Origin of the sequence: Prochlorococcus marinus subsp. marinus str. CCMP1375 (assembly GCF_000007925.1) — a bacterium.
Classification (GTDB): Bacteria; Cyanobacteriota; Cyanobacteriia; order PCC-6307; family Cyanobiaceae; genus Prochlorococcus_E; species Prochlorococcus_E marinus.
The window spans coordinates 414,425-428,285 of record NC_005042.1; the positions used below are offsets into that span (position 1 = coordinate 414,425).

Annotated in this window: 13 protein-coding genes; 8 read left to right on the top strand and 5 right to left on the bottom strand. The window is 38.9% G+C overall.

Translation table 11 applies throughout. From position 1 onward, the window contains the following. The first annotated feature begins 29 nt into the window (after positions 1–29). From topA to PRO_RS02235, 5 genes are read left to right on the top strand one after another with little or no spacing between them, the layout of a single operon-like run. Entirely contained in the window at positions 30–2,708 is a 2,679-nt protein-coding gene (topA, locus tag PRO_RS02215) for a type I DNA topoisomerase (protein WP_036891706.1), read from the top strand. A gap of 34 nt (positions 2,709–2,742) precedes the next feature. Then, on the top strand, positions 2,743–3,189 hold the full coding sequence (locus PRO_RS02220) for a hypothetical protein (RefSeq protein WP_011124588.1): 447 nt from the start codon (positions 2,743–2,745) through the stop codon (positions 3,187–3,189). A gap of 26 nt (positions 3,190–3,215) precedes the next feature. Continuing rightward, the gene (locus tag PRO_RS02225; RefSeq protein ID WP_036891708.1) at positions 3,216–3,881 is read left to right on the top strand and encodes a DUF2232 domain-containing protein; all 666 of its coding nucleotides are present in this window, start codon (positions 3,216–3,218) and stop codon (positions 3,879–3,881) included. Beyond that, on the top strand, positions 3,866–5,071 hold the full coding sequence (cobT, locus tag PRO_RS02230) for a nicotinate mononucleotide-dependent phosphoribosyltransferase CobT (protein ID WP_225866399.1): 1,206 nt from the start codon (positions 3,866–3,868) through the stop codon (positions 5,069–5,071). Before PRO_RS02225 ends, cobT begins: the two co-directional genes overlap by 16 nt. A gap of 34 nt (positions 5,072–5,105) precedes the next feature. Beyond that, complete coding sequence (locus tag PRO_RS02235) at positions 5,106–6,107, top strand: ABC transporter substrate-binding protein (RefSeq protein WP_036891711.1); 1,002 nt, start codon at positions 5,106–5,108, stop codon at positions 6,105–6,107. Here PRO_RS02235 and PRO_RS02240 read toward each other — a convergent pair. Then, positions 6,096–7,253 carry an aldo/keto reductase gene (locus PRO_RS02240; RefSeq protein ID WP_413315576.1) on the bottom strand — a complete coding sequence of 386 codons (1,158 nt, stop codon included), beginning with the start codon at positions 7,251–7,253 and terminating at the stop codon, positions 6,096–6,098. The two genes, PRO_RS02235 and PRO_RS02240, sit on opposite strands and share 12 nt — an antisense overlap. A 103-nt stretch (positions 7,254–7,356) precedes the next feature. On the opposite strand from PRO_RS02240, the gene PRO_RS02245 reads away from it, so the two are divergent. After that, positions 7,357–8,025 (top strand): riboflavin synthase, encoded by a 669-nt coding sequence (locus PRO_RS02245; protein WP_011124593.1) that lies wholly within the window; start codon positions 7,357–7,359, stop codon positions 8,023–8,025. Between the two features lie 46 nt (positions 8,026–8,071). Here PRO_RS02245 and PRO_RS02250 read toward each other — a convergent pair whose 3' ends face one another. The 4 genes from PRO_RS02250 to PRO_RS02265 all read right to left on the bottom strand — a co-directional run bounded on the left by PRO_RS02250 (position 8,072) and on the right by PRO_RS02265 (position 11,621). Next, positions 8,072–8,449 carry an AbrB family transcriptional regulator gene (locus tag PRO_RS02250; RefSeq protein WP_011124594.1) on the bottom strand — a complete coding sequence of 126 codons (378 nt, stop codon included), beginning with the start codon at positions 8,447–8,449 and terminating at the stop codon, positions 8,072–8,074. A 96-nt stretch (positions 8,450–8,545) separates the two neighbouring features. Beyond that, entirely contained in the window at positions 8,546–9,148 is a 603-nt protein-coding gene (locus PRO_RS02255; protein ID WP_011124595.1) for a cytochrome c oxidase subunit 3, read from the bottom strand. After that, a complete protein-coding gene (ctaD, locus tag PRO_RS02260) occupies positions 9,148–10,806 on the bottom strand; it encodes a cytochrome c oxidase subunit I (RefSeq protein ID WP_011124596.1) in 1,659 nt (552 codons plus the stop codon). The genes PRO_RS02255 and ctaD overlap by 1 nt, the downstream gene beginning before the upstream one ends. Then, complete coding sequence (locus PRO_RS02265; RefSeq protein WP_036891713.1) at positions 10,803–11,621, bottom strand: cytochrome c oxidase subunit II; 819 nt, start codon at positions 11,619–11,621, stop codon at positions 10,803–10,805. The genes ctaD and PRO_RS02265 overlap by 4 nt, the downstream gene beginning before the upstream one ends. A gap of 283 nt (positions 11,622–11,904) precedes the next feature. Between PRO_RS02265 and PRO_RS02270 the strand changes: the two genes are divergently transcribed. Beyond that, positions 11,905–12,810 carry a COX15/CtaA family protein gene (locus tag PRO_RS02270; protein ID WP_225866400.1) on the top strand — a complete coding sequence of 302 codons (906 nt, stop codon included), beginning with the start codon at positions 11,905–11,907 and terminating at the stop codon, positions 12,808–12,810. Beyond that, a complete protein-coding gene (locus PRO_RS02275; protein ID WP_011124599.1) occupies positions 12,803–13,804 on the top strand; it encodes a heme o synthase in 1,002 nt (333 codons plus the stop codon). The genes PRO_RS02270 and PRO_RS02275 overlap by 8 nt, the downstream gene beginning before the upstream one ends. Positions 13,805–13,861: the final 57 nt, after the last annotated feature.

The window sequence follows — 13,861 nt, forward strand, 5'->3', positions numbered from 1 at the left end:
AAAGATAAATAACAGTTATTTCTTCGCCTGTGGGGCACACCTTGGTCATCGTAGAAAGTCCAACCAAAGCAAGAACTATAAAAAGCTTCTTGCCCAAGGGTTTTCAAGTGATTGCTTCTATGGGGCATGTTAGGGACCTTCCAAAAGGTGCCAGTGAGATTCCTGCTGCTATGAAGAAAGAAAAATGGTCAAGGATTGGAGTTAATACAGCAGAAGATTTTGAACCTTTGTACGTAGTTCCAAAAGATAAGAAGAAGGTAGTGAGAGAATTGAAGTCAGCATTAAAAGATGCAAAAGAGGTTTTATTAGCAACTGATGAAGATCGAGAGGGGGAAAGTATTAGTTGGCATTTGTTGGAGCTATTGAAGCCCAAGGTTCCAACAAAACGAATGGTTTTTCATGAAATTACAAAACAAGCTATTACCAAAGCTCTGCAAAAAACCAGAGACCTTGATATGGAACTTGTCCATGCTCAAGAGACTAGAAGAATTCTTGATAGATTAGTTGGATATACCCTTTCACCACTTTTGTGGAAGAAAGTTGCATGGGGACTTTCTGCTGGTCGTGTTCAGTCTGTTTCAGTAAGACTATTGGTTAAACGTGAAAGAGAAAGGAGGGCCTTTCAACGAGCAAGTTATTGGGATCTGAAAACAATTCTTGAAAAAAATAATGTTCCTATTGAAGCGCGTTTGATTAATTATGCTGATCAAAAGATTGCCAAAGGGAGTGATTTTGATGAAAAAACGGGGAAGCTTAAAGTGGGAAACAAATCAAATTTGCTTAAGGAAAAGGAAGCAAAAGAGCTGGTAACTTTATTGGCAGCAGACAAGTGGATAGTTAAATCTGTAGATAAAAAACCAACTATTAGGAAGCCTGTTCCTCCGTTTACAACAAGTACTTTGCAACAGGAGGCCAATAGGAAGATGAGGCTTTCCGCTAGAGAAACAATGCGTTGCGCTCAAGGCTTGTATGAACGAGGGTTTATCACATATATGAGAACAGATTCTGTAAACTTGTCGGAACAAGCAATTAGGGCTTCTAGAAAATGTGTTGAATTGCGCTATGGAAAAGATTATCTAAGTGAAGCCCCTAGACAATTTGCTTCAAGCACAAGAAATGCACAAGAAGCTCATGAGGCTATTAGACCCGCAGGAGAAACTTTTAGAGCTCCAAATGATACAGGACTAAATGGTCGTGATTTGGCTTTGTATGAGCTGATATGGAAAAGGACTGTTGCTAGTCAGATGGCGGAAGCTCGTTTGACAATGCTTTCGGTGGATATCAGTGTTCGAGATGCGATTTTCAGAGCATCGGGTAAAAATATTGATTTCCCTGGTTTTTTCAGAGCTTATGTTGAGGGTAGTGATGACCCAGAAGTTGCTTTAGAGGGACAGGAAATTGTTTTACCTGTTCTCAACGTAGGTGATGTGCTCTCTCCTAAGTCAGTTGATGCTATGGGACATGAAACGAAACCTCCCGCTCGTTATAGCGAAGCATCTTTAGTAAAGACTTTAGAAAAAGAGGGAATTGGAAGACCTTCTACTTACGCAAGCATTATTGGAACGATTGTTGATAGAGGGTATGCATCTTTGAGTGCTAATTCTCTTGCACCTACTTTTACAGCCTTTGCAGTAACGTCTCTTTTAGAAGAGCATTTCCCTGATTTAGTAGATACTACATTTACAGCTCGCATGGAATCTTCTCTAGATGAGATTTCTTCTGGCACGGTTCAGTGGCTTCCTTATCTAGAATCTTTTTATAAAGGTAGAAAGGGGTTGGCTGCGCAGGTTGATAAGAGAGAAGGTGATATTGATGGGAAAGCTTATAGAAAAGTTGACCTTGAGGGGATCCCTTGCACAGTTCGCATTGGGTCTAATGGACCCTGGCTGGAAGGGAAGAGGATTAATGAGGAAGGTGAAGAAGTTGATGCAAAAGGGAATTTGCCAATAGATATTACCCCCGGAGATCTTGATGAAGAGAAAGTCAAGCAAATATTGGATGGTCCTTCAGATCTTGGAAATCACCCTGATACAGGCGAAAAAGTTTATCTTCGCTTTGGTCCATGGGGACCATTTGTTCAACTTGGAGAAGCTTTAGATAAAAAAGAAAAACCTCGCCGTGCATCACTTCCTAAAAATATAAAAACTCAAGAACTGTCTTTAGATGAAGCTGTAAAGCTTTTAAGTTTGCCTCGCTTACTTGGAGAACACCCTGATGGTGGAACAATTGAAGCTCGTACAGGGCAGTTCGGACCATATGTTGTTTGGGATAAAGGTAATGGTGAAAAACCTGATAATCGTTCTCTAAAAAAAGAAGATGATGTATATGAAATTGATTTAAAGAGAGCTATTGAACTTTTAGCAATACCTAAACTTGGGCGGGGAGGACGAATGGCCTTAAGAGATTTAGGTGTACCTAAAGGAGGAGAAGAAAATATTCATGTTTATAACGGACCTTATGGTCTTTATGTTAAGCAGGGGAAGATAAATGCATCTTTACCAAAAGGGAAGGGTGCTGAAGAAATTACAATTGAGGAAGCTATCCAATTATTAGAGGTAAAGAAATCAAGTAAAACATCTTCAACAACAAAGAAAAAAAGTACAACAACAAAGAAAAAGAGTACAACAACAAAGAAAAAAAGTACAACAACAAAGACAGGTCGTTTAAGAGCAAGTCAAGTAAAGGTTATTAAGCCAAAAGATAAGTAATGATTATTTTAAAATTAGTCATTTCTAGAAAATCATGAAGATATTTTTGGCACTAATTTGCTTTTTTGTGATTCAGTCATGTTCAAATTCGAAAGTTGGCGAAAGACTTGCCAATAGCTTTGAAGCCCCCGTTCAATCACAAGGAAAGGATAGGAAAAAAGATGAACCTATAGGAGATAAAACTTCTAAAGCAAAAAGTAATAAGATTACAATTGCTAAACGCGCTTCAAAACAAAAAGTAAACTTAGAAAAAAAGAAAAAGCCTCATATTACTAAAAAAAAATTGACTCCTTCCCCTAAAAGAGATAGATCTTTTAAACCTAAACCTTATAGAATTATTATTAGATTGTCAGGAGCAAATCCTTCTGCTCCAGCAGAAGAAGTAACAAATGCCTTGCGTGATGCTGGCGTGAGTTTTGAAATTGAAAAAATAGAGAGTTTTAATAAAAAAACAGTTTCTAAAGATTCATTCTCGAGGTAAGTGATTTGAGGAGTCTTAATAAGGCCATGGTCAGGCAAAAAAATGCTTTTCGTATACCTCTCTCACGAAGGAAGTCGGTTCGCATAGTAGAAACCTCTTACTTGGCTGCTGCTTCTGCATTGATATGGATAGCTCTTTATTATTTACCTATCGGGGGGGCTTTTTTCAGGATTGCCTTGCCCCTTCCTTTAGCTCTTTTGCAAGTCAGGAGAGGCCCCTCTTCAGGTATAGAAGGAACAGCTCTTTTAGTGATGCTTTTAGTGGGATTAATGGGGCCTGTGAGAGGTCCTTTGGTTTTGTTCCCCTATGGATTTCTTGCTCTTTGGCTTGGCTGGAGTTGGTTTAGAGGCTTTAGTTGGTGGGTGAGTTGGTCTATAGGTGTGATGATTGGAACAATAGGTTTTCTTGTAAGAGTTTTTTTGCTTTCTTTTTTAGTTGGCGAAAACCTTTGGGTTGTTGTTACTAGAGCAGGATTAATTTTACTTGAGCGAATAATAGATCTATTGAATCTCTCATTCGTCCCAGATTTATTCTTTGTTCAAATAGCGGCGTTAATGTTAATTATTCTTCAAGAATTGATTTTTGTTCTAACTTTGCATGCTGTTGCGTTTTGGATCTTTCCAAAATTGCAAGCACCATTGCCATTGCCCCCACGACTATTAAATAATTTGATTTTATGGGACCCAGTTTGAATCAGTTTGAATCTACTCAAAGCAATATCTTTTCATTAAGGTCATCTGATAGATGCAATGTATTTGGGTCATCATCATCATCACCATCTCTTTTGAATCGTTGGATAGATATTTGGAGTACTTCTATTAGTGATATAACAAGTATTTTGGTTTTAGCAGGTACTAAGACTGCCGAAATAGAAGGTATATCAGCAGCTGGCGCAACTAAGGAGTCTAGACGTTTTACTGCTGTTGCAGATGCAGAGTTTCTTTTGCACGGTCCTACTGCTTCAAGAAGGTGGCCTTTGCCCCCTCTCTCAGCAGGTGTTTCTCCTGCACTAATTAGTTATGTGGCTTCTGACTTAATAGGTGTTAAGTCACTAATTGCTCAGGCTGGCATTCTTCAAACTCCTTCTTTCCCTTGCCTTTCAATTGAATCACCTTCCCAGGGCCCCTCTGAATGCATAACCACTGGTAAAGCTATGGATATCAATAGAGTAGAAAACCTTTTTGAAGAAGGCATGAAGATGGGATTAGAATTAGCCAGCCCATTGCTACTTACAGAATGTGTTCCAGGAGGAACGACTACTGCACTAGCGGTATTAACTGGACTTGGTATTACAGCAAGTGAATTGATCAGCGGTAGTAGTCGTACCCCTCCTATGACTTTAAAAAAGAAGATAGTTGAAAAAGGTTTGCAGTCCTTATCTTTAGGAGCAAAACCATGCCCTAAGGAGTTATTAGCGGCGGTGGGAGACCCGTTTCAGCCATTTGCAGTTGGCCTTTTGTTAGGTGCAAGAAAAGTTAAACAACCTGTTTTGTTAGGTGGAGGTAGTCAGATGTTAGCTGTATTAGCAACTGCTCTAGCATCTATTGATTCTTCATTAAAGGATGATTTTGTAGAAGATATTTCGATTGGGACAACATATTGGCTTGCAAATGAATCATTATCTTTATCCATAGGTCAGAGTGCTTTCCAATCTTTGATTAAACTTGTAGAAGATTCTTTTGAGGTATCTCTTTTAGGCCTTTCTGCTGGATTACGTTTTACGAAAAGCTCTAAGCAGGTTCTGCGAGATTATGAGATTGGATATGTAAAAGAAGGAGTAGGTGCAGGAGCATTTGTTTTGTTAGCACAAAATAATGGCGTTAGTTGCAAGAAACTAATTGAAGAATGTGAATTTGCAGTTGATCAATTAGATAAAATTTAATAGGTATGCTTTTGATAGTTTTAGGGTCTTGACCATGAAAAATTTGACCCTTGGGAGAAGAGAGTTTATTCGTTTAGGGGCTTTGACTGGATTGTTGAGCCTTTCAGGTTGTTCTTATGCGTCCAATAGAGCAACTTTAGTTTTGCCTAAAGATGTTTTACCCAGAGAATTTTTGCAGAGTTTGCCATCATCCTGGAGATATCAATTTTTGGCTTCTTCAACAGAAGTAAAATTCAATAAAAATCAATTAGACAAACAGATTGATTTAATAGCGCTTGGAGATGGATGGCTTAGTAATTGTCCTTATGAGCATTTTCAAGCTATTGGAGACGTTACTTTATATGAGGAGCTTAATAGCCAAGCAATATCATTCTTAAATAGTTTTAAGGCTGATATCTCAGCTCGGCTTTTACCTCTAGCAGTTAGTCCTTGGGTATTGATTTTTCGAGGAGGAGATCGTTGGTTGCCTAAGGCAAGAGAATCTTGGGAAGTTCTTTTAGAATCTGATCTAAGAGAACAGGTGATCTTGCCCAGTAGCCCTCGAGTGATAATGTCCTTGGCTGATCGAATGCGAGATACAGATTCATTAAGACTTTTAAAGCTTCAAGCGAGAAGCTTTGACGATAGGAATGGATTGAATTGGCTGCTTTCAGGAAAAGCAAAAGTAGCTGTTTTACCACTTCATTTTTGCTTAAAAGCTCTTGCAAGTGATCCTCGCTTAAGTATTGCCTTCCCTAAGGAAGGAGCTCCTTTAAATTGGACATTGTTGCTGCGACCAAAATCAACATCTCAACCATTGCCATCAGAATGGATCAAGAAAAGTAGGGAGTTGCCGTTGTTGCTTAAATTGCTTGCAAGAGGTGTTATCCCTCCTGTCAAGTACGCTTATCTCAAGGAGGGTATAAATTCTTTGCCTAATAGATATCAAACCATTTATCAATTTGAAGAAAATTTTAAGAATTCTTGGTCACTTCCTCCTTTAAATAGTCTTGAAAAGGAAGCTCTTGAGGACCGTTGGAATAATTCATCCCCATAATCTTCTTTCTGGTTTATCAATTAATTTAGAATGAGTTTCTTCAAGAAGTTCTGGAATATTTAGGTTATTTGGACATCTAGGCAGGCAATCTCCACATTTCATACAAGCACTTGCATCATATTTTTCCCACCAATGCCCTGCTTTCCCAATGAGATTATATCTTTCTTTTGAGAAAGTTTGAAGATTAAGTCCAATGTCGAGGTTTCGGAGGCGTAAAATATTTGGGATTGGGACTTCATTGGGACAAGGTAAGCACTCTCTACATTGGCCACAAAATGTATTCCCCAAGCGATGAGTGATGTTTTTCATTAGGCGATCAATTAAAAGCTTTTCGGAACTAGATAGTGGTGAATTTGAATCCCCAAGCTTTTTTGCAAGGTATAAGTCTTTAGTCTTATTTGCTCCTAAGGTAAGAGTGCTAATTCCTTGTGATAATAAGTATCGATAAGCCAACTCGAGTGGCTTGAATGGGGAACAATCTTCAATCAGAGTTTGACTTGGTGTATGTAAATGACCTCCTTTATCTGCAGGTGAAATGGCTATAACTCCCATTCCTTTTTTTAAAGCTGCCTGTGCCAGCGGTATCCTTTCTTGATCTAATAAATGTAGATGAAGACTGCAGAAATTAAATTGATTACTTTCAATTGCCTCATTGATTAATTGAAATGAGCCATGAGAGCTGAAGCCTACTTGTCCAATTAGGTCCTCAGATTGGGCCCATTTTAGCAATTCAGCACCTTCTCCTTGTAAAGCCCAGTTAAGGTGCTCAGGGAGATTTAAGCCATGAATTGCAAGATTATGAACTTTGGATATTCCTAGTCTCTTGATGATTCCTTTAAGTTGTTTTTTGCCATTGGAGAATTTAATGCTTGGAAGAAGTTTGCTGGTTATTATCCAACCACCTCTAGGCTCAATTCCTTTGGCTTTCAGCTTTTTTAGAGATTCCCCTAGGAAAATTTCTGCTGGTCCATATGCAGGAGATGTTTCTATATGATTAATTCCTGCAAAATAAGCTTCCTTAAGAATCAAATACATCTGATCTATTGATTCAATTGCGCGCATTGTCCCTAATGTAAATAAACTCACCTCAGGGCCAAGACCAAATGGATTTCTTTTATGACTCATTTTCCATTGATTAGAACGCATTTCATGATCTCTTCGCTGTAATCTTAGGTATCGCCATTTAATTTTCTTCGCTTTAGATTGCTTGCTTGATTATGGCTCAGTATTTTCTTTTTAGGACTATCTAATGTTTACGGGTCTTGTACAAGCAGTAGGAACTATTCATCGTGCTGGCAAGAAAGTATTGGTAGAGGTTCCTACTTCCTTCCCTTCTATAGCGCTTGGAGATAGTATCGCTGTTGATGGCGTTTGTTTAACAGTTGCTGCATTAAGGAATAAAGGTTTTTTTGCTGATGTAAGTGAAGAGACTTTAGCCAGGACTTCGTTGGGAGAGAAGGCTACGGAAAGAGGCTTTGTCAATTTAGAACCTGCTTTGAGGATTTCTGATCGCTTAGGAGGACATTTTGTTAGCGGTCATATTGATGGTTTAGGGAAAGTTGTTTCTATTAAAGAGTTAACTAGTTCTTGGGATTTGCAAATTCGCTGGCAAGAAAATATTTTTGCAAAATATACCTGTGATAAAGCAAGTATTGCTTTGAATGGTGTAAGTCTTACTATTGCAAAAAGAAAGGAAGGCAACATACTTTCAATAGCAGTAATTCCGCATACTTGGGCAAATACCTCATTGCAATACTTGCTTGAAGGTGAATTTGTTAATCTAGAAGCAGATTTAATAGCTAAATATACTGAAAGCTTGCTTGAACAAAGATCTGATATGGCTGATAAAAGTAATCAATTGAAAACAAAACCTCTTGAAATATCTGATAATTGGCTTAAAGCTAATGGATATTCATAAAACTTGAACCTATTAATAAAATAGAAATATACCAGTTGAATTCTGTTTAATTGTTGATTTCTAATTTTTTACCCCCAAGTGGGAGTAAACATATGGCCCCAGAATCTCTCCTTACATCGATTCGAAACTCTTGACCAGGCTCTAAGCCCATCTTTTTTGTATATGCATGGCCAATTAGAAGATTGCCATTCCCATGGACTTTTGTTTTAAATTCTGCCTGCCGTCCACGTGAGGATCTATTGCCAGGTCTTCCAGGACCATTTGAACGTAGCTTATATCCTTTGGCTTGTACTAATGCTCTGTAGTAACTTTTACGCAAAACCCTTCCGCTTGGGCCTACGTAACCACAGCCTCTTGCGATTTCATCCTCAGAACATTTGCTTAAGGATCTGGCTTTGTCGAGTAATTCCTTGCCTACCAGCATTTAATAGTTCTATTAGTTTCTATTAATTCTGACGAATAAGTGCAATTGTGGCAATAAACCATGTGAAATATTTTTTTTGCTATCAAGAATTCAAGATTAAAGTAGATAAAGGATGATGAATAAAATTACCCAAATCCCATCAACAAAGTGCCAATAGAGTTCTGCGGCTTCCAAAGGAAATTTATTTTCTGTGGTTATTCGCCCCCCTGGAGAACGTGCTTGCCACCAGACAATTAAAATCATTATCGCGCCTAGAGTTACATGTAGGCCATGAAAACCAGTGAGAGCATAGAAAGTACTTGCGTAAAGATTGTCGGTAAGCCCAAAGGGCAAAGTAAAGTATTCAAACATTTGACTTACAAGGAAAGCTATTCCAAGGCCAGCGGTTATTAGTAACCATCTTTGGCATTTTTCTGATTCTTTCGCCTCCAAAGCCTTCCCAGCTCTATGGAAGGTTGCACTGCTAACAAGCAGCAAAATGGTATTTAGTGTTGGTAGAGGTAGTTCTAATTCGTATATAGCGTCAGGTAGCAGTGGGTTGACTGCTTTGAAAGTTAAATATGCTGCAAAAAAGCCGGCAAATGTCATTCCGTCTGCAACCAAGAAAGAAACTAGGCCAAATAATCTGAGATCGGGATGTTCTTCTGTTTGCGAAGTTAATTCTTCAGCTTTTTTGTCAACAGATGAAATAGTTGTCATTATTTTTTGTCCTCAATAAAGGAATTGGGAATTTCTTTGGACAGTTGGCTTTGTCCATAGCCATAAGGCTTAGTTACTAGAGGAGGCTCTCCAACCCAGTTCTCAACGGGAGGGGGGGAACTGGTAAGCCATTCAGGCGTGAGTGCTTGCCATGGATTATCCCCAGAAGATTCTCCGCGAAAGGCACTATGGAAAACATTCCAAAGGAATGGAAGAGTACTTAGAGCCATTAGGAGAGCCCCAACACTACTAATTTGATTGACAAAAGTGAATTGAGGGTCGTATTCAGCTACTCGTCTTGGCATTCCATTAAGTCCTAGCCAGTGTTGAGGAGCAAAACAGAGATTAAATCCAATAAAGGTTAAAAGGAAATGAATCTTTCCAAGTTTCTCGTCAAGCATTTTTCCTGTGAATTTTGGATACCAATGGTAAATAGAAGAAAATATTACAAAAACTGACCCCCCATAGACTATGTAATGGAAGTGAGCAACTACAAAGTAGGTGTCATGAACATGAACATCAAAAGGCACTTGAGCCAAAGCTACTCCAGTAATGCCTCCTAAAACAAAGTTAACAATAAAACCACAGGAAAATAGTATTGCGCTATTAAGAGAGATACGCCCTCCCCATAGAGTTGCTACCCAGTTAAAGAATTTTATTCCTGTCGGTACAGCAATAAAGGAAGTGGCAATAGTAAAAAAGAGTCTCATCCAAGGAGGAGTACCACTTGTAAACATATGGTGAGCCCACACCACAAGTCCCAAAACTACAATCCCCATGATTGAGTAAACCATTGTGGCATAGCCAAAAAGAGGTTTACGTGAATGAACTGGAAGGATTTCACTTACTAATCCAAAGGCAGGCAAAACCATGATGTAAACAGCAGGGTGTGAATAAAACCAAAAAAGATGTTGATAAACAATTACGTTGCCGCCAAGAGACGGATTAAAGAAACCTGTATGAGCAACAATGTCAAAACTCAGCAGGATAAGAGTGCCCGCTAAAACAGGTGTTGATAGAACTACCAATATGCTTGTACCTAGCATTGCCCAGCAATACATAGGTAATTGCATCAGCTTTAATCCTGGCCGTCGAAGCTTGAGAATAGTCGCGATGAAGTTAATTCCACCAAAAATAGAGCTTCCTCCTAAAAGAAGAACACTTAATATCCATACAATTTGGCCTGCTGCAGGCGTCGTAATACTTAGAGGAGGGTAAGCTGTCCATCCTGATTGGGCTGCACCATTTATAAAATAACTACTAATGAGCATTAATCCTGCTGGAGGTATTAACCAGAATGCAACTGCATTTAGGCGAGGGAAAGCCATATCTCTAGCCCCTACATAGAAAGGTATTAGATAGTTACCAAATGCTCCATTTACTACTGGAACAATCCAGAGAAATATCATTATAGTGCCATGAAGAGTAAGAACTTGGTTATATACATCTCTAGGCATAAAGTCAGAGATAGGGCTGGTTAATTCGATGCGTATTGCACTTGCAAGTGCTCCACCAATTAAATAAAAAATGAATCCACAAACTAAATATTGGAGTCCGATGACTTTGTGATCAAGGCTAAAACTAAAATAACGCAACCACCCTGTTGGCTGAATGCCTTTAGAGCTTTGTTCAGTGTTTGGTGGAACTGAAATACTCATAGCGCTACCTCAGGTATTTTTGAGTTTTTGTTGAACCAAGATTCATATTCTTCCGGCTCCTCAACTACTACAGTTGATCTCATTCCCCCGTGGTATGGCCCACAAAGCTCTGCGCATATTATGGGATATCTACCGATTTTAGTAGGTGTAAAATTTAAAATTGTTGGTTGACCGGGAATTATATCTTGCTTTAGTCGGAATTCAGGGACCCAAAAGGCATGGATGACATCTTTTGAATCCATTTTCATACTTACGGGACGACCTGCTGGAACATGAAGTTCTCCAGAGATTATTTCTCCTTTGGGATAATTAAAAAGGAATGCAAATTGCATTGCAGTTACTTCAACATTAACGGGGGATAGAGCTCCTTCAGGATTCTCTTCTTGCGCCGTGCCAATACCTCCCCATATTCTTTCGTCTTTCATCATTAAGCTGTGATCATGTGAATTATTAGAGGCTAATTGCATCCCACCCATTCGTTCGTATATGTCGTAGCTATAAAGACCAACAAACAGAACAACTATTGCAGGTACAGCTGTCCAAAATATCTCTAAAGGCAGATTGTCTTCTATTGCTATGCCGTCACTAGTTTGTCCTGGTCTTTTTCTAAATGTGATAAGACTATAAATTACTAAGGCTGTCATCCCAACAAATAAAATTATTCCAATAACAAAAAGAACCCTGAAGAGTTCATCATAAATAGGAGCATTTGAGCTAGCGACAACTGGCAATAAATTTAGATTGTCCTCAGCCCATATACCCCCCAAAATGAGGGCTAGGCTAATTAATATCGTATATATAGCCGTTAGTGGCAATACAAAACTCCTCAAATCTATATATATCTAACTTATATATAATCTTTCCTTTTAGCATGAACAACGAATGTATTTTGATTAGATTCATTAGAATTTCTTCCTTTTTTGGACTTTTTGGTATTGAGAAACCCGCAAGAGAATATTTTTTGTCAGGAATGGGAGATTTTAGGAACAATTTAAGGTGAAGTCCTGAGAAATATCGTGCCGTAATTCTCTGAATAGCTAACTTGCTATACAAGAAGACTATTTATTGCTGAGCTTGACTATTAGTCTGACTTCAAATTTGATTAGAGACCGCCTTGGTAAATTGGCTGCTCATATTGTTGTAGCACTAGTTTTTCTAGTTGTTATTGGGGGTGCTACACGTGTTATGGAAGCAGGGTTGGCATGCCCAGATTGGCCTCTTTGTTATGGAGTCCTTTTCCCGAAAGGACAAATGAATGTTCGGGTTTTTCTTGAGTGGTTTCATCGTTTAGATGCTTTTTTTGTTGGAATAACTATCGCAATACAATTTTGCTTGTCTTTAATCTTTAAATCTTATTTGCCTAAATGGTTCCCTTGGATTAGTGGATTGATATTTGCTTTAGTTATTTTTCAAGGTGGTCTAGGTGCTATTACGGTTGTAGATCTTTTGCCATCAACTATTGTTATGGCACATTTGTTTTTAGCTTTAACACTTGTTGCATTGATGAGTGGTCTGACTAGGAGATTACTCTCTCCTGCTGGTATAGAGCCTCCTCTTTGGTGGAAACTTTTTAGTGGAATATCTCTTTTTGCTGTAATTGCTCAAAGTTTGATAGGGAGCAGAATGGCAACCACTTGGGCTGCTCAAAGATGCCTTGCCAATGGACTTGACTGCAAATTGCTTGACTTGCATAGATTTTTATCAATACCTGTTTCCTTATGGCTTTTTTCTTTTGTTTTAACTGCGATTTTTTTAGGCGGTTGGTTTCGTGCTCAATGGCCATTCCTTTTATTTGTATTAGTCCTCTTATCTATGCAAATTATGTTAGGGATTCTTTCTGTTCATTCAATCCTAAGCGAACCTCTAATTCGAGTTTTTCATCAATTATTTGCATCTTTGTTAGTGGCCTCTTTATCAGCACTTTGCTGTAGCAAAGATCTCTATTCTGTTTCGATTTCTTCTGGTGAACCTGAAGGAATTTCTTTGGAGGCTTGTCATGGTTAGTTCAACTTCTCAAATCATTTCCACTTCTCCAAGTCGTGACGATGTTGTTCCTTCTAGAAAGAAAGTTACTCTCCCGCCTTGGTTAGAGGTGGCCAAGCCTCGCCTCATCCCTCTGCTTTTAGCTACAACACTTGGTGGGATGGCTTTGAGCGAGGGTTGGCCTTTACCTTCCCCAAGACTTGCTTGCACTCTTGGTGGAGGAGCTCTCGCTGCTGCTGCTGCTGGAGCTCTTAATTGTCTTTGGGAGCAGGACTTAGATGGCCGAATGAAACGAACAAGCTCTAGGGCATTACCTGCTGGCAAGTTATCTCCTTCAGCTGTTTTTACAGGCGCTATTTCTTGTACTTTGGCCGCAGCAGCTCTATTGGTAAGTGGTGTTAATTGCTTGGCTGCAGGTTTATCTTTGCTTGGTTTATGTAGTTACGTTCTTCTTTATACAGCATTTTTGAAGCCGCGCACTTCTCAAAATATTGTTATAGGAGGAGTGGCAGGTGCAATTCCTCCTTTGGTTGGAGCTGCAGCCGCAACAGGTCATATAGGTCTTAGTGGATGGTGGCTATTTGCATTGGTAATGGTATGGACTCCTGCGCATTTTTGGGCTTTGGCAATTCTTCTCAAAGATGACTATCGATCCGTAGGGATACCAATGTTACCTGTAGTGAAAGGATCTGTATTTACTGCGAAAGCAATAGCTCAGTATGGTTGGGCAACAGTACTATTGAGTTGTTTTGGTGTATTTGCCTTGCCAGAAGGCGGTGCTTTGTATGGGATTTTGCTAGTACCTTTCAATGTACGACTTTTACAGATGGTTCGTAGATTAGCTGCTGATCCAGAAGATTTGCAAAGGGCTAAAGGACTTTTTCGATGGTCTATTCTTTATATGTTTGGGATTTGCCTTCTACTAGTTGTTAGCAGATCTACTTTGGCCGATCAATTTCATAATCAGGCTATTTATCTTTTTACTAATATGGGCAGTGTCTTTTCTATTGCCTAAAAAGAATATGATTAATAGCTTTCAAAATACACTTAATTTGAATTTACTATCTAGATT